Annotated in this window: 14 protein-coding genes; 4 read left to right on the forward strand and 10 right to left on the reverse strand. The window is 42.3% G+C overall.

Annotated features, from left to right (window positions below; all coding sequences use genetic code 11):
* Positions 1–133: 133 nt before the first annotated feature.
* Both AC5SR4_RS03600 and AC5SR4_RS03605 read left to right on the forward strand, forming a co-directional pair.
* Entirely contained in the window at positions 134–3454 is a 3321-nt protein-coding gene (locus AC5SR4_RS03600; RefSeq protein WP_495358172.1) for a TonB-dependent receptor, read from the forward strand.
* A gap of 4 nt (positions 3455–3458) precedes the next feature.
* Positions 3459–5060: a RagB/SusD family nutrient uptake outer membrane protein gene (locus tag AC5SR4_RS03605; protein ID WP_495358173.1), complete on the forward strand. Its 1602-nt coding sequence runs from the start codon at positions 3459–3461 to the stop codon at positions 5058–5060.
* A 94-nt stretch (positions 5061–5154) separates the two neighbouring features.
* On the opposite strand, the gene AC5SR4_RS03610 is transcribed toward AC5SR4_RS03605, so the two are convergent.
* Positions 5155–7575 carry an alkaline phosphatase family protein gene (locus tag AC5SR4_RS03610; protein ID WP_495358174.1) on the reverse strand — a complete coding sequence of 807 codons (2421 nt, stop codon included), beginning with the start codon at positions 7573–7575 and terminating at the stop codon, positions 5155–5157.
* 107 nt (positions 7576–7682) lie between these two features.
* Here AC5SR4_RS03610 and AC5SR4_RS03615 point away from each other — a divergent pair, with 107 nt between their 5' ends.
* Both AC5SR4_RS03615 and AC5SR4_RS03620 read left to right on the forward strand, forming a co-directional pair.
* Positions 7683–8357 carry a hypothetical protein gene (locus tag AC5SR4_RS03615; RefSeq protein WP_495358175.1) on the forward strand — a complete coding sequence of 225 codons (675 nt, stop codon included), beginning with the start codon at positions 7683–7685 and terminating at the stop codon, positions 8355–8357.
* A gap of 3 nt (positions 8358–8360) precedes the next feature.
* Positions 8361–9113 carry a DUF6090 family protein gene (locus AC5SR4_RS03620; RefSeq protein WP_495358176.1) on the forward strand — a complete coding sequence of 251 codons (753 nt, stop codon included), beginning with the start codon at positions 8361–8363 and terminating at the stop codon, positions 9111–9113.
* A 266-nt stretch (positions 9114–9379) separates the two neighbouring features.
* Here the strand turns inward: AC5SR4_RS03620 and AC5SR4_RS03625 are convergent, their stop codons facing one another.
* The 9 genes from AC5SR4_RS03625 to AC5SR4_RS03665 all read right to left on the reverse strand — a co-directional run bounded on the left by AC5SR4_RS03625 (position 9380) and on the right by AC5SR4_RS03665 (position 21506).
* On the reverse strand, positions 9380–10081 hold the full coding sequence (locus tag AC5SR4_RS03625) for a DNA-binding domain-containing protein (protein WP_495358177.1): 702 nt from the start codon (positions 10079–10081) through the stop codon (positions 9380–9382).
* 74 nt (positions 10082–10155) lie between these two features.
* Positions 10156–10551: a hypothetical protein gene (locus tag AC5SR4_RS03630; RefSeq protein ID WP_495358178.1), complete on the reverse strand. Its 396-nt coding sequence runs from the start codon at positions 10549–10551 to the stop codon at positions 10156–10158.
* 651 nt (positions 10552–11202) lie between these two features.
* A complete protein-coding gene (locus tag AC5SR4_RS03635; protein ID WP_495358179.1) occupies positions 11203–11445 on the reverse strand; it encodes a hypothetical protein in 243 nt (80 codons plus the stop codon).
* Positions 11414–11785 carry a hypothetical protein gene (locus tag AC5SR4_RS03640; protein WP_495358180.1) on the reverse strand — a complete coding sequence of 124 codons (372 nt, stop codon included), beginning with the start codon at positions 11783–11785 and terminating at the stop codon, positions 11414–11416. The genes AC5SR4_RS03635 and AC5SR4_RS03640 overlap by 32 nt, the downstream gene beginning before the upstream one ends.
* A 397-nt stretch (positions 11786–12182) precedes the next feature.
* Positions 12183–14345, reverse strand: coding sequence for a hypothetical protein (locus AC5SR4_RS03645; protein ID WP_495358181.1), 2163 nt, complete (start codon positions 14343–14345; stop codon positions 12183–12185).
* A gap of 210 nt (positions 14346–14555) precedes the next feature.
* On the reverse strand, positions 14556–15632 hold the full coding sequence (locus AC5SR4_RS03650; RefSeq protein WP_495358182.1) for a glycoside hydrolase family protein: 1077 nt from the start codon (positions 15630–15632) through the stop codon (positions 14556–14558).
* Positions 15633–15634: 2 nt separating this feature from the next.
* A complete protein-coding gene (locus AC5SR4_RS03655) occupies positions 15635–19039 on the reverse strand; it encodes a DUF4450 domain-containing protein (RefSeq protein ID WP_495358183.1) in 3405 nt (1134 codons plus the stop codon).
* 46 nt (positions 19040–19085) lie between these two features.
* Positions 19086–20363: a DUF4861 domain-containing protein gene (locus AC5SR4_RS03660; protein ID WP_495358184.1), complete on the reverse strand. Its 1278-nt coding sequence runs from the start codon at positions 20361–20363 to the stop codon at positions 19086–19088.
* An 18-nt stretch (positions 20364–20381) separates the two neighbouring features.
* Positions 20382–21506 (reverse strand): PKD domain-containing protein, encoded by a 1125-nt coding sequence (locus tag AC5SR4_RS03665; RefSeq protein ID WP_495358185.1) that lies wholly within the window; start codon positions 21504–21506, stop codon positions 20382–20384.
* Positions 21507–21573: the final 67 nt, after the last annotated feature.

The following is a 21573-nucleotide window of genomic DNA, read 5'->3' on the forward strand; positions in this document are numbered from 1 at the left end:
AGTACCAGTATTTTCCGATCCGTTAAAGGTTTCAACGACGACTTAAAATTAATCATTAAAACCAACTAAAATTATGAAAAAAATAATTAAGGCTAAAAGGATATGTTTATTATATCCAAAAATCAACCTGAAAATGAAACTCACCACTATATTACTTATAGTTTCGTTGTTTAAAGTACAAGCTAATTCTTATTCTCAAAACACTAAACTAACCTTAGATATAAACAATTTAAGTGTACAACAGGTTTTCAACCAAATTGAATCCATTTCAGAGTTTAGGTTCTTGTTTGAGAGCAATCAAATAGACCTAAACAGAAAGGTTAGCATACAGGTTGAAAAAAAGAAGATCTCCCATGTTTTAGAGCTCTTGTTCAAGAACACCAATGTATCTTACAAAACAAATGACCGGCAAATCATTTTAACAGTAAAAAACAAAGACCCAAAACAAGATACCACATTAAGCAAAGCTGATAACACACCCATACAGGGCATAGACGTCTCTGGTAAAGTTACCGACGAAAAAGGCTTGCCCCTACCCGGTGTTAATATTTTAATAAAAAACAGCAATACCGGAACCCAAACCGATTTTGATGGCAACTTCAGTTTAACAGTCCCTGATGAAAATGCCGTTTTGGTCCTTTCTTATATAGGCTATCTAGGGCAAGAAATTACCGTAGGTACCAATACCGCCTTTAACGTTATTTTAAAAGAGGATGTTGCCGAGCTGGACGAAGTGGTTATTGTTGGTTACGGTAGTTTAAGAAAACAAGATGTAACAGGAGCCGTATCGTCTATTGGCAATACCGAAATTAACCGTGTGGGTGCTACCAGCCCCATGAAAGCCTTACAGGCCAATGTTGCCGGGGTTAATATTTCGCAACGTACAGGCTCGGTAGGTGCTGGGTTCGACATCCAAATTCGTGGTGCCAACTCCCTTACAGGGGGCACGCCGCTTTTTGTAGTAGATGGCGTTATGATCGACAACATCGATTTCCTAAACCCTAACGATATTCAACGTATAGACATTTTAAAGGATGCATCATCCACAGCAATATATGGATCTAGAGGTTCTAATGGGGTGGTTATTGTTACAACCCATTCTGGAGAAGGCTTAAAAAACAAAAAGCCTACCATTACCTATTCTGGTTTTACAGGCATTAGGGATATTGCCAACATGCCCGATTTTCTTAACACTTACGATGAAAGTGTTACCTGGCAACGCGACCGCCAAGTGGCCAGAGACCTGGTTCAAGGCAATCCCATAGTACCATCGCTAACCTATGGCTTCCCAGAAATTATTACTGAAAACGGCACCAACTACTGGGAAGAAAACCTTTCCAATAGAAATGGCACCGATTGGTTGGGCGAATTTTTAAAACCCAGCATACAGCACAACCACTTTATTTCGGCTTCCAACAGTGGTGAAAAAGGAAGCTATGTTATTGGTTTTGGTTACCAGGGCGATAACGGTAATGCCAAAGGCCAATCGTATGACAAATACAACTTTAAAGCCAGTATCGATGGGCGGTTTAGCGACAATTTCTCAATAGGCGCCAATATTAATTTAGCTTATTCAGACCAAGAACTGGTTTCTAGGCAAGGTTACACACAACAACTTTTTAGAATGCCAAGATATGCCCCTTCCAGGGATTTAGAGGGCAACCTCATCCAATCGCCTATGGTTGGTATATCAGGCAACGTAAGCCCATACACTTTCCTAGACAACAATTCGTTTTGGAATGTGCAGCAGTACAACATTGTTTCAAACTTTTATATTAAATTCAGCCCCGTTAAGGGCATTACCTTTAAATCTACCTTTTCTCCCAGTGCGCGTTTTGAAAGACGTGGCGAGTACAAAGACCGCTTTGCAACGCGCTCTATTACGGTAGCCAGAATGTGGAACGATATTAGTTTAAACTACATTTTAGATAACCAGATTACCCTAAACAAAGATTTTGGCGAGCACAGTCTATCCTACGACTTTATCCAATCGGTACAATTCAACCGTTTTGAAACCGCTTTTGCTTATGGTAGGGATGTACCCTTCCAATCGTTGTGGTATAATACGCAAAGTGCACCACGACGCGATTCGTCTACAGGATTTGCTAAAAGCACCTTACTATCTTTTACCAATAGGGCCAATTACTCCTATAAAGACCGTTATTTATTAACGGCTACGGTAAGATGGGACGGTTCTTCAAAACTGGCATCCGGTAACAAATGGGCCATCTTCCCATCGGCAGCTGCAGCTTGGAGAATGAGCGAAGAACCTTTTATGCAGGACATTACTGCTGTTAATAATTTAAAGTTACGCTTAAGCTACGGGTATACCGGTAATAACAACATCGATCCCTACTCTACACAATCTGCTTTAAATAGGCAAACGTATTACGATTGGGATGGCGACAGTGCCAATGGGTTTATACCAAGCGCCTTGTCTAATTCCAACCTAACCTGGGAGCGTACCCGCGAGTGGAACTTTGGTATCGATTATGGCTTATTCAACAACCGTATTTCTGGTGCTATTGATATTTACGACCGTTTGTCTTTAGATTTATTGATGGAACGTAAGTTGGCCATGCCAACGGGTTGGGGGTCTATGATAGACAATGTAGGTTCGGTAAGCAATAAAGGTATTGAGCTACAATTAAAAACCGTTAATGTAAATACCAGTGATTTTAGATGGGAAACCAACTTTATCTTCTCTAAAAACACCAATAAAATTGTAGAGCTGTATGGCAAAAAAGAAGACGATGTGCCCAACAGATGGTTTATTGGGCAGCCCGTAGATGTTGTTTATGCTATGGAGTTTGATGGTATCTGGCAACGCGACGAATTGGATCCTGCCGATCTTCAAGCTTTAGAAGGTACCGCTAAGGTAAAAGACCTTAATAACGACGGCAGTATTGATATTGATAACGATATGCGTGTGCTGGGATCGCCAACCCCCGATTGGATTGGTACGTTCTCTACCACGCTTAACTATAAAAACTGGGATTTCTCTACAACCATTTATACCAAACAAGGGGTGTTTCAATACAGTCCCTTCCACAGGGAGTTTACCGATTTTAACAGTAGGGTTATTTTAGATGTGCCTTACTATGTTAGAGAGAACCCCGTTACCCAGGCACGTTATTCCAATACCCACCCACAAGCATCTTATATGGGCGAATACTGGAGTGAAGATGCTGAAGATTATGGTTACCCTGGTTTTAATAAAGATGCGTCTTTTGTACGTGTTCAAAACATTACACTGGGCTATAGTTTTGGCCAAAATGCTTTAAACAAATTGGGCCTAGAACAACTGCGTGTTTACGTAAATGCACTTAACCCGCTCACCTTTACCAAGTATGAAGGTTTTGATCCTGAGTGGGCCGGTGCACAAATGTCTGGAGTAGATGCCACCAATACAGGGTATTCTATTTATCAGCTTGGTGTTAATATTAAATTTTAAAATTATGAGACATACATATATATACATACTATCAATTTTTATAGGATTCACTTTAGTAGGTTGCTCTAACTTTTTAGAAGAAGAAAATCTGGGCAACACAACGGCTGAAAACTATTATGGATCGCAATCTGGTTATGAAAGCTTAGTAAATGCGGCCTATGCTTCTATGAGAGATATTTATGAGCCCACGCCATACATTTTTTGTGCGGGCACCGATTTGTTTTTCAATGCACATGCCGAAGTGCCAACGGGCTTGGCCTCTTACCAAACCCTTACACCCAGCAATAGCGAGGTAGAAGATTTGTTCCGCACCACTTACCAAAGTATTCAAATAACCAATTTGGCCATTGCCAATGCCGATAACACAGAGCCTTTTTCCGATTTGGAAACCCGCGTGGCCGAGCTTAAAACCATTCGTGCTTATTTCTATTTCCTTTTGGTGCAAAACTTTGGCGATGTTACTTTGGTAGATCAAGTGGTTAATGAGCCCATTACCCATTTTGATCGTAACCCCGCAAGCGATGTGTACCAGTTTATTATTGATGAGCTAACAGCTGCCATTGCTGTGTTGCCACAAACCCAAGACGATTTTGGTAGGGTAACCAAGCGGGCTGCACAACATATGCTTGCCAAGGTTTACCTAACTAGAGGCTATGAGTCTTTTGGAACGGCATCAGACTTTAGTGATGCTGCTGTTCAGGCCGATGCCGCCATTAATGGTCAGGGCCTTAATTTAAGTTTCGACCAGTTGTTTGCTTATGAAAATGACAACAATGAGGAAGTGCTGTGGTCTATTCAATATTCGGCAGGTTCTACCCAAAATGGAGGTGCCCACAACTGGGACTATCCCTGGGGCCCTTTGGTACAAAGTAGCGATGATGGTGTAAACAAGAAAAACGCTTTACACCCTACAGAATACCTGTTTACTTTGTTTGATGATAACGATATGCGGTTTGAAGGAACCTTCCTAAATGTAAAGACCACCCCCTATTCGGGATGGCGATTGGATCCTGATAATACGCCCGTGGCCTATTACTACCCTAGAACGGCCGATCAAATTGCCAATGTAGATAACTGGCGCGCCGAAAATCCAGATACACGTACCAATACGGTTATTTCGCCTTTAGACCCCCATTGGTGGGACCCGTTAAACCAAACGGATTTCCCGGCTGTTAGGAAGTATGACCGCCTTCAATTGGCAAATATTCAATACACCCACGATTTGTATTTGGCTCGTTTGGGTGAAACCTATTTAATTGCTGCCGAAGCATATTTACAATCCAACAACCCTGGCAATGCCGTTGCCCGTGTTAATACGGTAAGACAACGTGCGGGAGCCGATCCTGTGGCGAGTGTGGATTTAGACTTTATCTTAGAGGAAAGAGCCCGTGAGCTTGCTGGCGAAGGGTTTCGTTGGCTAGACCTAAAGCGTACTGGAAAGCTTATGGACTATACGAAACTAAGAAACCGAGACATTAAGGCACTTGTAGATTCTGGCACCGATCCGTTTGTTGGAAATGACGGCAACTTTAAAATATTAAGACCTATTCCACTATCAGCCATTTCGCTAGACGATGGTGAGTACCCACAAAATCCAGGGTATTAGGAATTGTTTAAACGTTTAGTTTAGTTATTATTTAGTTGTAAATATTACCCATGCGTTCTATAGCAATATAGGATGCATGTGGTAATATTTCTTTTTAATCTGTAAACAACACATATTTATTGCCCGCTGCATCCACCCTATAAAAGGTATGGCCCTCTACCAATAGGGCTTCAGACTTTCCTTTGGCATGTGGCGTATCCAAATCTATCACTTTGTTATCGTACCAGGTGGTAATAATATCAGATACAATGGTGTGTCCTGTAACAATATGCTTGGTTTGGTATTGCTTTAGGGTAGTATCTACAATGTCCCTAATGTTGGCCGGTGGCCCATGGTAGTAACCACGGTACCATAGGGGGCCATTGGCACCCATAAGCAATTGTAGGGTTTGGTCTGTTTTAAAGTTCCTGTAATCCTGGTAGTGTGGCTGTACTTTTTGGTTCATATCTGCCACGGGCATATGCATGGCATTTACCTCGGGCGATATCCCGCCGTGCATTACCAATAAGTTGCCTATAGTTTCCACAATGTTTTTGCTGCGTAGCCATTGCCCCAATTCCGTATCGGCATGGTATAGTGCCTCTAGGGGCCTTTGCAATACCTCGGCATATTTTTTATAGCTCTCGTGCACATACCTCAAATCGCCAGAAAGGTTCATGGTTTCATGGTTGCCCAATACCACATGCACATAGCCCCCTGCAGCTTTGGCCTTTTCCTCAAGACTGTACAGCAACCAAAGGCATTCCGTAACATGGGCCCCACGGTCAAACATATCGCCGGCTATCACCAAGTGCCCGTCCCCAAAGGTCCAGTTATAACGGTCGTCCATCACACCACCTTGTATCAAAAGGTTTCTAAAAACTTCAAATTCCCCTTCAATATCAGACATGGCCAATAGCTTGGCAGGTTGCTTGTAGCTGGTGGGCGCTTTGGTGTGTGTGTCTTTTAAAGTGACCGCAAAGTTCCATCTTGGCTGGTTTTCAAAGGTCACGATCACTGTATTATTGTCTTTGCCCAAAGGCTGTGTCTTGCTGCTATAGGTATCCTTTTGTATTTCAACGTACCGGGCCTCTTTGGTGCCATCGGCTTTATGTATTACAAAAGGGATTTTAGACTTTGGGGGTTCGGGCTTAAGCATCCCGGGGTAGCATATTCCATCGGGGGCCTTAAAGTCCACACCCAACAGTTTGGCCACAAAAGGTGCTATATCGTACGTATGCATTTCTGGAATAACAGTGCCCTGCTTTATACCAGCGCCATAGGCTACCATACCCGTCATAAGCTCCGGCCTGTTGGGGTACTGCCCATGGGTGCCCCCTACATAGGTTCCCAGGTCACGGCCTTGGGTACCGCCAAATACGACCACGCCCAATATAGGGTTTAAGGCCAGGGCCACCTTAGCATCGGTGCCCACAGTTTTTAGGCGTTCGCCTTCAATAATTTCAAATAGGTCCTTGGTTTGTGCCGGTAAGTTATGGAGCACGTCTTTTACCTGTTGCAATACTTTTTTATTGTTGTTCCTTACATATAGAAAACCAGAGCCACTACCAGACTGAAAACGTGCCTGCCAGTGGTCGCCCTCGGTAACAATGCCCGCTTCTTGCAACCAGATGTTCGGACTTATATAACTGTGAATATCGCTAAACCCGTGGTCGCCCACCACCAGAATAGTGGTTTTATCCGCCATACCATGTTCCTTTACGGTTTCCATAAGGTTGCCAATAACATTATCTACAGCTGCGAGTGCCGCTTTTACATGGTCCCCTTGGCGTCCGCCCTCATGCTGGGCATGGTCTACAGATATGAGGTGCAAGGCCAACAGGTTGGGCTTGTACTTGGTGTACAGGTAGGCTGCCATACGGCCTACGTTTTCGTCCATGCGCAGGGTACCACTATTAATAAGCTTAGAATCCAGATCGCCCACAGCATTAGCCTCCAGTTCTTGCATCAGGCCTTGGGGTGTGGTTAGTGCCGCAATTCTTGCCTTAGTTTGGGTGTTGTCTTTGGCATCCCATATATCGGGCAGGTTGTAGGTTATGGGGGCCCCTACGGTTACGGGCCATAGCACAGCCGCAGAGGTTTTATTATGGGCCTTTAGGGCATCCCATAGGGTGGGTGTTTTTATGTCTTTGGCATACCAATACCAATCGCCCGTACTGCCTTGCGGCTCAAAGGGCGTGTTGTAATAAATACCGTGGCGTACAGGCTTTGCCCCAGTAACCATAGCGGTATGGTTGGGATAGGTAATAGAGGGAAATACAGGAATCATTTTGGTGGCATGCATACCGGCCTCATATAAATGCTGCAGGTTGGGCATGGGGTATGTGGGGTCTTGATAAAACTCGGGTCGCATGGCATCGATGCTTATCAATATAATGTGTTCGGCTTGTTGGGCTTGTATGCTAAAACCATTTAAATACAGCAGGCTTAGTGTTATAAGGCCTTGCTTGAGTCTCTTTTTAATGGTTTTTGGTTGTGGTTGATTGGATGGTGCTAGCGATAAAGTTTTTACCATGGTTGGTTGTTTAGTGTCATTTATAGCCTTTAGTTAATAGACGTTTGGTAAACCAAATACCCTTATTAAGAAAATGTTAAAGTTCCCTTAAACAGAACAAAGGTATAATGGGGGCTAAACATTCCTCTAGTATAGTCCTCGTAAATTTACTATCTTCGGTTTATGGTGAAAAATCCTTGAGGGTTTTACAAAATGAGACCATACCAAAACCATTGGCAGTCTTTATGAAAAAATTTTACTTAATAATTTCACTTCTTTTATTTAATTATTCGATAAGCCAAGAAACGAATTTACAACTGATCGACAATGCTAAAACTAAACTTCCTGCAAAAAAAATAAACAAATTACTTGTCGGAAATTGGGAGTTTATAAAATTGACTGATTCTACAAAAAACAATGAAATTAAAAAAGTAATTCATAAAATAAACGATACAATTACTGCAGTTGAAGTTGTTGAAAGGCCAAACGTGCAAATAAATAAAGACGGAACGTATAAACAATACAATTGTCCAACTGAAAACTGTGAATCTGGAACATGGAGTTACGACTTGAAAGAAAAATTACTAAAGTTTAAGTTTAAAGAACCAAAATATAATGTATCAATAGACAGACTGGCACCCGGACTTTTAGAAAAACTAAAAGCTAATGGGCAACTAATCCTAAGTGAAGGATTTGAATGGGAAATAGCTGAAATAAACAAAACCGAATTGGTGATAATTGAACATTTACCACATAATCAATTTGAGTTTAAATATAATTTAAGAATTTATCGAAAAAAATAACCAATGATTACGTTTTTTAAACACTTCCGTAAACGCCTAATTGCTGAAAATAAGTTCAGAAAATATCTTACTTACGCCATTGGGGAGATAATACTTGTAGTTATTGGCATTTTAATAGCCTTACAAATTAATAATTGGAACGAAAAAAGAATAGAAAACAACAAAAAGCTGTCCCTATTGAAAGGTGTCGTAGAAGATTTAAAAATGGATACCCTGTATCATTATTTTAGCATAAAACTTTATGAGGAGCAAAGTGAAAATAGTATTGAGTTATTAAAGGATTCTATATTTGTAAATATCAAGACAGACTCTTTATTCAATAAACTTCCACTAGGTAATACCTCTTTTTATTTGAACTCCCAAACTTTTGAGAAAATAAAAAATACAAGTTTATCCAATTTATTAGACAACCCTAAATTAGACAATGCTATTAGCGCTTATTATAATTCAACGGCTAAGGATAGTCAGGATCTAATGAATTGGGACATAAAAGAAACTGATAAAGATGAAGATTTTTGGTATAATGAACTACATATTGAAACCCCAAATAATTTAATACCTTCTTTTAAAGATAACATTCCATACAAACAAAGTGAAGCCAAAAGAAAGCAAATATTGTTGGAAGCCATTAACTCCATTGACGGTAGAAGTCGCATTAGGATGGCTTTATATCGAAAACAATTAATTTTATCAGCCTTAAAAGAGAGAAAAAGGTTTGCAGAATGGATAATTTTGGAGCTAGATAACATTTTGTAAAACAAAAATGCCCTCTATCTGCTTTTGTATGTAAGTGCCATCTTAAAATCGGAATTTAACGTCGCATAACAAACACCACTGGCATAACACATTTTGTCTCCGTTACATAGAGCAATTGCCTCGGTTACATAGCCTCTTTACCGCAACGGCATAGCATAATCCCCTCAGTTACATAGCAGGATGGTCTCAGTGGCATCGGGCTCTAAACAAAAAAAACCCGCAAGGTTTGCAAAACCTTGCAGGCCTCCTGCCATTACAAATGCTGTTTAAAGCACTGTAAGTTCCTTAGAGAGGTTTCCCGTACGCAATGTTAGCGTATTGAGTAAACTACGCACCTCCAAACGGTAGGTTCCCGCCGCTAAAACTGGTGGGTTTAAAAAGATCAGCTCAGCAGGCTTATTGCGCAACATTTGGCTATCTACTCTTGTGGCTACCCCGGTAGCCGTGTTAACAAAAAAGATCCCTTGTGCCACATCATCCGCATCAAACTTTAGGTCGGTGCCAACAATGCGCCCACCTCCATTTACGGTAATCTGTTCGTCCTGGGTTTCAGATGTGTTGTCGTTATAATGCAACAGCACCGGTGTACGCTCTTTAGGCGCTACTTTTTTAACAGGAATTTGCTCGGTTACGCCATTAAACCGTACACCGGGTTTTAAATGGATACTGATTTTGTGCTTGCTCTTGTTAAACGCTTCGTCCTCCGAATTGAACACACCACCCACCGAGGAGGTAATCGAAAAAAATGGTGTTACTACTGCATGGCCCTCCTGTACTTTCTTAAGTACCGATTTAACCATCGCTTCAAAATTTGCCAGAGCTTCTGCCTTGGTGACTGTAGATCCCTCTCGGGTAACATCATCATAGATGCTTTCCAAGCCATAGCTTAGGGCATTTCTGCTAACCGCCATGTAATCATTGGGGTCTGCAGTCATTAGATTGGGTATTAAATAAAATTCTAATGCCATACTAACATAAGTTTAATTAATTAAATATTCCAGTGTCATTATTTGCCTCCCGCACCGGTTTTCGGGAGTTTTCGTCAATCGTCAATCAACACCCCCGTTACCACCCCTACCAACACCCCGCCAATGCCCGCGCCAATAATCCGCCAGGTGTTCCTTTGTTGTTCTTGCTTAATATGTTCTTCGGTGGCTATAAGCTTAAGGTTCAGTTCCGAGAGCTTAAGGTCGGTTAGCAGCAATCGGGTGCGCAGTTCGGTGTTTTGGGTCCTTATGAATTGGAACAGGGCTTCCACATTGTTTTGCTTTTGGGCGAACAGGCTTTGCAGGCTGTCCAACCGCCCCTGCTCCCGTAGCAAGAGGCTTTCCAATAGCTGTTTGCAGTTATAATCTAGGGTTACCACCAGGCTGTCGTTTAGCAGGGTTTGGGTTGGTTGTTGCGCTTGGGCTGTTGTGGTGTATGCTAGTAGTAGCAATAGGATGGGGATTCGTTTTTTCATTATACTTTTGTTCTAAATGCTGTGCTAAATGTTGTTCTAAATGTTTAGTTGTTTGTTGTAAAGTCGGTTAGTTGTAATAACTCATAACTTGCTACTCTCTATTCTCTATTCTCTTTTCTCTTCTCTCTATTCTTATTCTAAATGTTTAGTTGGTTGTTGTATAGTTGGTTAGTTGTTTCTTACTCGGATTTGCTTACTGTTGCTTTTAAACTCCCCGGATTGCTGTTGCACAATGCCCGCGCGCCTCCTGGCCCCTTCACTAAATCTTTCCACTGGAAAGATTTTTAACGCTCGGTCCCCCCATCTTCGGAAAAGAAGAGGGGAGCCAGATTCGTCTGGCTTTTTAATTTCGTCTGAGTAAGCAAAACTCTGAACTCTTAACTTTGAACCCATAACTTGCCAACCCACATTTCGCTTGTTTTTTTAACATTTTTCATTTTTTGTTAGTTCTTTAATGTTCAGCTTAATGGAGGGTTAAAAACCCAACCGTGGTATTCATAATCCTGAATCCTGAATTTTTCTCTAGTCTCTAACAGCAAAGCGGTCTAGCATCTAGTTTCTATTTTACTGTTCATTCTTTTCACTTTTAACTTTTAGTTTTTCACTTTTCACTGCTTTTCACTCTTTTCACTGCTTCTCAATCAAGTACCCCGTTAACTCCCAAAACCCTTCCATTTCCTGTGCCATGTTAAACACTTGGCTCCAGCCCCCTGCTAGCAGCAGTATTATAGTGTCTTTTTTAAACACCACACTATTAAGGGTCATGTTGGTGCGCCGCTCTATAACAGCCAGTACCTGGGGCAATAGGCCCTTTACGTTTGTTGTGGTGATGGTCATCTTAAAAATGAGATCCTGGCCGTTTCGGTTCATGGGTATCTAATTGAGATGTGACATGGTTTAGCTCTTCCTGCCACTGGTTTAATAGGGCACTTATATTCTTATCTATTTCTGCATCGGTAGCACGGTAATGCCACAGGCCCCTATCTAGGCTGTCTATGGCCGCTTTGGCCTGCACCAGTTGATCTTGGGCATTGGTAATACGCTGCTGGGTAGCCTCTAGCTTTTGCTTAAGGGTCCGGGCGTTTTGGTACTGCCCAATGTTTAGTAGGAGCATCAACAGGGTAAGCGCCCAGCCCAGGGACTTGATAAGGCCCTTCCCTATTCTAGACCATAAGCTTGTTGCTGGTAGTTTGGGGGATTGTAATGTCATATTCGTTTAATTAAAATTGTAAATCATACATCGTAAATACAAATCCATTTCCTGTATAATTTAAAAAATTTTCATATATAATTGTATTCATAATTATCAATATTTGTTTTTATTTGTCATTTTTCAGTTGCAAATATGTCAAAAATTATAAGAATAAACATACTTAATCTTTCAAGCGTACGAAAGATTATTTTAGGTTTTTGATAGACAAGAGCGGGTATTTAAAATCAATTGGTTGCTTTAAATATGTTAAAACTGAAAAACATCAAGCTTTATGAAAATTAGCCACGAACCCGCCTGCCGGCAGGCAGGTTTGTGGCGTTTTAGAGATGTGTACACACGGTAGTCCCTCGAAAGGGAAGGAATTTCTCGTCTGCAGTGTTTTTGTTTAGCTAAATCAAGGCATAGGCTGTAAGCCTTCCCACTTAACATTCCAGGTACCATCTTTTGGGAAGCCTGGGTTTTTCTCACTACCATCATAACCCGCGCACATTAATGCGATGGCGGATAGGATGCCCCCATTACCGGGTAGGTATAGGGTAAGCCTTTCGGTTTGGTAATTATGGCCGCTTGGTAAATACCTGTTGGTGGTTTCGTCTCTAAGCAAACCTTTTATGGCATCTTCGGGCCTGCCTAAACGCGTAGCTGCCATGGCTTCTAAAGGAAAATCCCAGCCCCAGGTGTGGTCCCAGTGCCAAACTTTGTTAACGGTATCAAACGTTTTATTCATCACATCCATATCCACATAATTATTTTCTGGCAAGAAGCTAATAGCGCCTAGTACAGCCGGGTGGTCAATGGTATGCTCACTGGTAGGTGAGTAAGAATTCGGTACGCTTTCGGCGGCTAAATAGACGCCGTCCTGTTGTGCCATAGGCGATAGGTTATCGATGATGTTTTGCCAATCGGCATCTTTATCCATACCCAATCGTTCGCGCCATTGTTGGGCCTTTTCTAAAGCCCATTTCCAATAGGCCAGTTCGAATGGCGGATTGTAGGTCTCTAATTTATTAAAACACTCTTGTGCCGGAATAACGCCTTTGCCCAGGATGTACCGATTGTTTTCTGCATCATGGTTGGGGTAGGACGCCATAAAATCGGCCGTAGCCATAACTAGCTTTTTATATTTTTCTAAAGTCTCTTTGCTGGGGTTGTTACGGTATATCAACTCTGCTAAATAAATGGGATGCGGCTGTTGCCATATTAAAAAGGAGCCCACATTGGACGGTGCTTCATCGGCATTGTGATCGGTCATTTTTTGCCAACGTACGCCTTTATAGCCCTGGCGCTCGGCAATGTTTTTGGCTTTATCGAAAGCATCAAAATACCAGCCCATACTGTTTTCCAATAAATCGGTACGGCCCCATAACGGGTAATGGGCGCCATGCCACCAATACATTTCCATATGTGGCTTGCCATACCAGCTATTATAAGTTAAACCGGTTTCTTGTACGGGGTAACTGCCTGCACATTGCGAACGGGTAAGGTATTGCGATAAAACAACGCGTCTTTCTATTTCAAAGGCTCTAGGGTCTGTACATTCTGAAAAATCTACGGCCCCTCCCGATTGCCAAAACTGCTCCCAGGCCGTGGCACTGTTTTGTGCCGTAGTGGTAAATGTATTGGGCATTCCTTCGGTATTTGATGGTGTAAAGGCTACTGCTATTTCAAAAGCTTCGCCAGCTTGCGGCGCTAAGGAGTAATAGTGGTCTTCTACTTTGGTAACGGTGGCTTGGGTATTTAAGGATGCTGTTACATAGTAGTGGTCCTGGTCTAGGATTCTACTGAATACAAAATCTTTACCTGCCTGTTGGTCTACACTGGTAAGGTGCTTATCGCTGCTATTGTAATTGGCTGCCCTATCGGCAAACTGTACCGTTGGATAGGGAAAGCGTAATTTTACTTTTATACGGCCCTGGTTTACTAAGGGCGATGTTACTTTTGCGGCTATGGCATCTTTTTTAGAATCGCCATAGGTTATAACGCTTACGGGGGTACCCTCTACCGTGAAACGACTTTCTATTTTGCCCGTCCAAAGATCCAGATTTTGGTCAATGGCCTTAATGTCATCTGGTTGGGCCAGGCTGCCATCGGTTTTGGTTATCTCTAAACCTATATTACCCAATTGCAGACGGTGCGGATTGGCACGAAAGTAGTTAACAGCATTAACACGCCGTTGGGGTTCTTTATACTGAATGGCGTATAGGCTGTTTTTATAGCCATTAAAATCGTAGCCTTTTAAGGTTTCATCAAACGTATAGTTTTCAGGGTTTGGTAGAGTGTGCCAGCCCCATTCGGATTGGGTCCCTAGTGGCACGCCTTTTTCGTAAAACTCGGGAAAGGATTGCAAGCCCGTAGCATCTACGGTAAAGGCAAATTTACCATTACCCACGTTTAACGACCCCAGGGTATCTATATGCTTTATTTGCACATTATGCCTGGTTACCACGGCTTTGCGGTCTATTTTTTCTATGGCTTGGCTTTCGGCCACCTGGTCTTTACAGGATGTAAGGCCAAAGCATACTAAGATTAAAAGTAAAAGAAGGTTTGCTTGTTTCATATGTTTATTTTTATTGTTTTAGAGGTCATATGGAACACCTAGACAATCATACTCGTGTGTGTGAATGCAATTCTCATGGGTGTTTCATCTGTTTATTTTTATTGTTTTTAATTGTCAGACCTGCCTTGCCGGCAGGCTGGCGGAACGCCGAGATACTCATTATTATGTGCTTACTCTTGTTGTTTAAATACTGCATTTTGGATTACTAAATTAATTTATTTTAAAGATAAAGCCCGAGGCCGTTTCGTATTTGCCCCCTTGTGAGGCCGTGAATAAATAGGTGGGCTTTCCTTGCTGAAACAACACTTGGGGGCGCTCTGCACGTCCGTACCTATTTAAGTGCTTGGGCGCTGGGGGTTGGGTAACATATTTGCTTAACTGTTGATAGCCTATTTTTGGCTTAGACCAATGCTTGCCGTCTTGGGAATGCATATAAAGCCCTTTGTCTATACCATACACCCCTAAGTCGCGTGCCAGCATATGAAACTTATTATCGCCATACCAAACGAAGGCATCTTCACATTGTTCGTTGTTTCCCATACCATGATAGTCTATAACCGGGTTTCCTTCATATTTTATATATGGGCCCTGCAAGGTCTTTGCTATAGCCAGTCCGTATTTTCTATTGCCCCTAATTTTAAACTTGGGATGTATGTAGCCCTCGGTATCGAAGGACTTGTAATACAACCAATACTCGCCATTGGGATGCTTAAAAAAGGACGGATTGGTCGTACAATGGTCATCCCACGCGCCCGCTTTGCCCGGCATTAATAAAGGCGTATCGGGACGCTCCCAAGGGCCATAAAGGGAATTGGCGGTTGCCAATCCTACCCGCTGTGTATTGAGCTTGCCGTTGGAGTTGCCCATAAAAAACAAGGCGTACTTGCCATCTACATAATGAATGCTGGGGTTGTGGCAGGTGGTAGCATCCCAATGGCCTTCGCCACGAGGTGCCAGTACGGTGCTGACATGTTTGTAGGGCCCCTCGGGACGATCGGCCACGGCATGGGCAATCTCAGATGCATGCGTCCACCCACTCATGCTTTTGGCCTTGGGCCAACGGGAATAAAACACATGTATTTTACCATCGGGGCCTTCTATGGGGCTATTGCACCACACGTAATAATCCTTAAACTCCAAAGCACGCCCAACGGGACTGAGCCGTTTTTCAAAATCGGACAATGGAGGTTCTTGAAGCCCTGCGCCAAGCCACTTGTGTGCATGTAGTGGCATAAGGGCCCCTAAGGAGGTTAATAAAGTGGATGTTATAAAGTCTTTTCTATGCATAATTAGTAACGCTTTAGGGTAACACTCATAAGGCCAATAACGACCTCGTTGGCTACGGCCTTTAGCTCCAGTGCCTGTAATGTTTTGTTTGGGTTTAACGCTACATCCAATAGGGTAGCTGCACCACCATCTATACCAAATTCGCTAAAACCCTTTATGGGTGTAAAGTTGCTAAAGGTTCTTGTTATCTCGCCTGTTTTTAAATATACCCTTGGGGGCTTGGGCGCATTGGTGGTAAAGGCCAACCCATCTACAAAATAATCTTGCTCTATGGGCCACCAGTTTTCGGGGTTTTTCAACTTTAAGGTTTCGGTACTGCCATCGGTATAGCGTATTACCATTTCGCCATTGGTAAACCTACTTTGCATGGGGTTGGTGGTTCCGGCCATCATAAAATAGGCATGGGTAGCTTTGCCAGACAAGGGCGCTGTTATGCTACTGGGAAAATTATCCCATTGCGATACAAAAGCAATGTTATTGGCTTGGCTGTTGGATGGTGTTTGAAAGGGAATGTTTTGCGGACTGATAATGGTATTATCGGCTCCTGCTTTTTCTCGCAGCCCAACATCGTTAATCTCTGGTTTTATATAAGGATAGCACCAATTGCCAATACCCTGGGTTGGTAATTGTAGGGTTGGCGAAGTGGGCCTGGGGCTTAGGTATTGCTGCTCGAAAATTTCGGTGACCTTACTATTGAAAACGGTTTGTAAATCAACCCTATCGAACACGGTACTTGCAGGCCATACAACATCCCAATCTTGAGAAGTTGCTTGTGGGTTTTCTGCGGGCAACACCGTTATATGTATGGGCTGCCACCAAACCATATGGTTTTGTTTTAATTGTACGAAATAGGTTTTATGACCTGCTTTGGCTGCCACCCTAAAATCCAACTGATGTGGGGCTTTATTGGTTACGGTTATGGAAGCCTGTGGGTCTTTTACGCTTACAATACTTGCCTGGGTGGTTTTAAACTGAAGCATATCGCCTTGATGCCCTGTAAATTGAAATGCTGGTTGCTCTAAGCGGCTGCCTTGCCATGTTATTTCAATCTCATACTCGGGATGGTAAGGGCTTTCTATAATTAGTTTGGGCGTGCCAATGGCATTTTCATCTAATTGCCAGGCAACTTCTTTATTGTTAACCGTAACATGGGCAAGGCCTTCATTTAAAACATCTACCTTAAAGCGAAGCGCCATGTGCTGTTTAAATTTAGGGATGATGGTATAACGGGCCCCCTTTTTTTGTTTGCTGTATGTTACGGAGATATCGGGCACTGTTAACGATGCATAATTCCAATCTTTAGGAAAGCCCGGTTTTACGGTTAGGGTATTATCTAAGGCATTGGGCTGCACACCAAATAAGCCCTCTACCAACGAGCGCGCTGCCATACCTACGGGGTCGGCAAAATCGCGATACAATTCCCCACGGATGGCATCGTAATGGGATAATTGCTGAAAGCCTCCTGGCGATGCCCCCAAGTACATACTTTCTAAAAGGGCGCTTTCCCATAGTTTAAAGGCTGCTTCACTTCTACCCCCTTGCCAATAGGCTAAGGCGGCATGTAAATTCTCGGCTAGAGCCACGTTGTTAACGGACCATGTGTAAGGCTGCCAATTGGTAGTGGCCAGTAAATACAGATCGTCTTGCGGCAACCCTGTAACAGGGATGTGCGGTATTTGGGTATCTACATACCGTAAGGCTTGATAGGCTTGAAATGCATTGGCTATCTGCTCATCCAAACTGTGGTATATGGTCCAAAGCCCCGGGGTATCATGCGCTAATTGATTGCCCAGCAAATCTTTATATTCGGCAAACACGCCTTTTTCGGGCAACCATAAATTGGTATCGATGGCCGTTTTTATTTTTTGGGCTTCTTGGAGGTACGGCTCTGAATGCTCATGTAATAGTTTGGCAATTCGGGCTGCCAACCTATTGGCACTGTAATTATAGGCAGAGGTATAGGTAACGCCACCCCCTGTATACTGCAGGGCATCGCTTGCCCAAATGGCTGCGTAGGCATCATAAAGGCCGTCGTTATCGGCATCAAAGTTTCGCTTTTCCCATACTAAATGACGCTTTACTACGGGCCACATCTGTTTGATAAAATCGGTATCTCCCGTCCATTGGTAATGCCGAAGTAATTGGTTTATAAACACCAAATTCATATCGTAATGGTGGGCAACGGTATTGTTGTTGGGGCGCCTACTTATATAGCCCCTACTAAACATGGCCGTGCCTAAAACTTCTTTTTGCCTGGCAAAGTTTCGGGAGCTGTCCAATACCACTGGGCCCACTTCGGGCTCGAGTACTTGCGAATTGCCATAGCTTTTAAAATGGGTTTCAGCCCGATCGTGCCAGCCCAACGGATCGGCCACATAGGCCCCACGCCAAGCATTGAGGTGCATACGCCAGGCTACGGCCCCATGTAAATAGGCGGGCGCTTCCCAAATGGCATCTCCTGCAATGGCCAAAGCACCCCCTAGGGTATTAATGTAAGGGTTTGGGGTATTTAGTACAACCCGTTCTCTTAATTGTGCCACACTTTGCAGGGCTTCATTAAATTCGGTCGCCAATTGGGCTTGGCTTGTGGGAACGACAGCTTCTGTATTTTCTATTTTCCACAGTAAGGTGTCCTGGACTTTTAAGTGGATCTTACCCATAATTACGGGCAAGCTATCAGGCACTGTTTGGAACAATGCGTTGGGAGTCTTATTTAAATGGACCTGGGCTAGCTTTAATTCAGATTGTGGAACATACCCTGCCAGGGTTCGGTTATTACCTGTTTTTTGCCGGTTGCTCTCTGAACCATAATGCAATAAAAAGCTGTTTGCTTTCTCAAGATCGTAGGTGTTGTTTATGCAATATTCGGGCTGTAAATAGAATACGCTTTCGGGGTCGGCACCTATATCGCCATCGCGATGGAATTTTTTTCCAGTGGCACCACCATATACCCATAGAAGGCTTAGCCCTTTTGGGATGTTTTGGGTTGTTACTTTAACCAACATGCCCTCGGTAGTGGCATGGGCTACTACCTGAAGTTGTATGCTACCCCCTTTTAACCATGCATCGGTAATGTTATAGGTCATAGTACCCGGGTTGTAGCAGGTGGTAATGGAATCGGCTACTGTAAGCCATTTACTGCCTGCTTGGGTAGCAAGCCCTAACTTAAAATTACCGCCCATACCTGGCATGTACAATGCAAACTCGGGCAAATCGCCTGTTTCTACCCGAAACCCGGTATTGGTGCCATACAAGGCTCTATTAAACTTTCTGGAACCGTATTTTAAAATAAAACTTTTGCCCTCGGGGGCATAATGTATCTTTCTGCTGTTGTTTTGTGCGGTTGCTGTTAGTGTGCTTATTACCAAAAAAAACAACCAGCTTGTTAATTTTATATTTTGATGCATGTACTGCTTTTTTATTATACCAAACACAAGTTTGGTGCTACCGAGGCTATTTGGCTATTTCAACAGTGATGTTTGTAGATAGCTGATTTGTTAATTGCTTTAAATAATTTTCGAAATAGGTTTTATTGATAAAACCTGCATCACTCAATTCCCAACACGCCACGGCATAATAGCTAACGGGCTGGTTATTTGCAATCTTGAGCTTTGCTAAAAATGTTTTGGAAAGCGGGCCTTCTTCTGGTGCCTGGGTATAACCTAAATAAGCGGCCTTGGGAAGTATAAGTGCCATACCCAACCACCATTGTTTTTCATAGGTTTGCTTGTCATGCGTATAAAGCACCACATAGGTATCATTCGTGTCCATAATATCCAACGGGCCATCATAATTGATATTCACTAACCCTACTGCTAAATACTCATCACCCTGTAGGCCAGAAACGGCTACGGTATTTTTATAGCCATACATACCGGGCCAAATGGTTGTTTTTTCTTCAACGGAATAGGTTCTATCATTGGGTTTCCAGTTTTCATAGTTATAGGTTAACACAGACGCCACAGGGCCTTCGGCTTGAATCTTGAAGCTTGTTTTTTCTACATTGTTTATAGAATCGTTTACCGTAACACCCAAGCGCATAAAAGCGTTATCGGTAATTAGGGCATAGCCACCAATACCTACCGAGTTGCCAACAGCCAGTACGTCCCTACCCCAAGCTTCCATAACGTGATAATTATCTTCTACGGCACCTTCGGCATTTACACCAACGGTTTCTGGAGATATTGCAGCGGTTTTTTTACCAAAGAGGTCTTTGGCGTTTCTTCCATCAAAATAATGCCTAAAGCCTACTTTATCGTTTTCCCATGAAGGGCCATCGGTTTGGTAAGGTTGGTAACCCAGGCTTTTGGGCAATTGATTGGCCAGTAAAACATCTTCGGTTACTGGTTTTACTGGGGTGTCTATAGCACTTCTTTTACCAAATCTGGCACTGGTTCTAATGGGGTATTCTGGAGCCGCATCTACCAATTTAAACTGTACTGATTTCTTTTCTTGTGGCTCAAAATCTGCTACAAAAAACAAGGTGTCCCAAACACCATCACCATTGGTATCGTTTACCTGGGACGGAATGGTATCTGTATTGGAAATAAGTAAAGGAATTTTGGTTATTGTATCTTCAATAGATAACTGGGTTCTGGGTATTGAAACCGCTTTATCTGTTAACTTAAATTCTGAAGGGTTTGTTAAAACAATTGTTTCGCCTTCTTTCTTGGTGTTTTCGCAAGCTGCAAGTATGGCTATTAACAAGCTTAGTTTTAGTAATTTTCTCATTTTATGTTTGTACATTGTTTATTTAACTGCTACATCCCAAACTTTTGACAGCCTAGAATGTCCTTTAGGGCCTTGGATATCTAAAATTACAACATATTTTCCTGCTTCACTATATTGATGTATTGGATTTTGTATTGTTGAAGTGTGACCATCTCCAAAATCCCAATGCCAAGACGTAATTTCACCATGAGATTCGTCGAAAAAAGCGACTTGTCTTCTATCCATATCTATGATATTGAAAGCCCATTTAGTCTCTATTTCTTTTTTGAATGGTTTTTCTAGGGGCATTAATTTAAAAGGCAAACTGTAGGATGCATTTCCGTACATGGTATGCTCTTTAGATAGGTTCCAAAATCCATTGTTGCTTTTGTTGTTTACATCATCATAATCTATAATGGCCCAACATAGCCCAATGTTATTGTTCTCTTTTAAAATGGATTGTATGGCCCGCTCTGGATTATTTCCTGCATAATCAAAAGGTGTTATCCAAAACTCTAAAACCAGTTTTCCTGCCTCGCCCGGCTTAAAATTATAATTGTAAGCGGCATTGGCATAAGGTAGATTTTTTATCCAAGGTTGACTGCCCCAAACCATGGTCCAATCTTTATCTTTAGCTGGTGTAAAAATATGGTAGTTTTGCGCATGCACCCCATGAAAGGTATAATAGGCATCCATAATATCCAAGCTTTTATTAGGGTGAAATCGATCTATAAAAGGCCCTCCAGATTGATCGGCATCTACTATCACTTCAAAAGTATCATTATGCAATCCTGGCAACGAGAAATCCCAATAATCATCAAAAGCCTCATAAAGAAAATACAATCGGTTAAGCCCTTTTACCCAACCCACTTTTACACTAACGTTTAAGTTTTCGGGGTTAGCTTCTGGCTGTTTTTTACTGTCGTCCCAAAGTTGGTCCATGCCAACTGTATAACTATCGGGAACCATATCCCAATCTTTTGTATCTCCATTTATTGTTGGAATCTTATCTGCCGGAAATTGAAAGATTTTAAAATGCCTGGTATCTTGGGCCTCTATTTTGTATACCCCTATAAACAAGATAACCAAAAGCCATTTTAAGGTTTTTTTGAAAACCGTAATATTTGAAAACTTACGATTATCTATTGTCTTATTTATTGCCATTTTTACAAAAAAACATAAGGGTTATAAATAGTAAATTTAAAATAAACCCAAAGGCTATGTATCCTGT

This window comes from Aestuariibaculum scopimerae (genome assembly GCF_059428085.1).

Bases quoted from the DNA above. Each gene is read 5' to 3' on its own strand.
- AC5SR4_RS03600 (WP_495358172.1), top strand. From the start codon at position 134: ATGAAACTCACCACTATATTACTTATAGTTTCGTTGTTTAAAGTACAA.
- AC5SR4_RS03605 (WP_495358173.1), top strand. From the start codon at position 3,459: ATGAGACATACATATATATACATACTATCAATTTTTATAGGATTCACT.
- AC5SR4_RS03610 (WP_495358174.1), bottom strand. From the start codon at position 7,575: ATGGTAAAAACTTTATCGCTAGCACCATCCAATCAACCACAACCAAAA.
- AC5SR4_RS03615 (WP_495358175.1), top strand. From the start codon at position 7,683: ATGGGGGCTAAACATTCCTCTAGTATAGTCCTCGTAAATTTACTATCT.
- AC5SR4_RS03620 (WP_495358176.1), top strand. From the start codon at position 8,361: ATGATTACGTTTTTTAAACACTTCCGTAAACGCCTAATTGCTGAAAAT.
- AC5SR4_RS03625 (WP_495358177.1), bottom strand. From the start codon at position 10,081: ATGGCATTAGAATTTTATTTAATACCCAATCTAATGACTGCAGACCCC.
- AC5SR4_RS03635 (WP_495358179.1), bottom strand. From the start codon at position 11,445: ATGAACCGAAACGGCCAGGATCTCATTTTTAAGATGACCATCACCACA.
- AC5SR4_RS03640 (WP_495358180.1), bottom strand. From the start codon at position 11,785: ATGACATTACAATCCCCCAAACTACCAGCAACAAGCTTATGGTCTAGA.
- AC5SR4_RS03645 (WP_495358181.1), bottom strand. From the start codon at position 14,345: ATGAAACAAGCAAACCTTCTTTTACTTTTAATCTTAGTATGCTTTGGC.
- AC5SR4_RS03650 (WP_495358182.1), bottom strand. From the start codon at position 15,632: ATGCATAGAAAAGACTTTATAACATCCACTTTATTAACCTCCTTAGGG.
- AC5SR4_RS03655 (WP_495358183.1), bottom strand. From the start codon at position 19,039: ATGCATCAAAATATAAAATTAACAAGCTGGTTGTTTTTTTTGGTAATA.
- AC5SR4_RS03660 (WP_495358184.1), bottom strand. From the start codon at position 20,363: ATGAGAAAATTACTAAAACTAAGCTTGTTAATAGCCATACTTGCAGCT.
- AC5SR4_RS03665 (WP_495358185.1), bottom strand. From the start codon at position 21,506: ATGGCAATAAATAAGACAATAGATAATCGTAAGTTTTCAAATATTACG.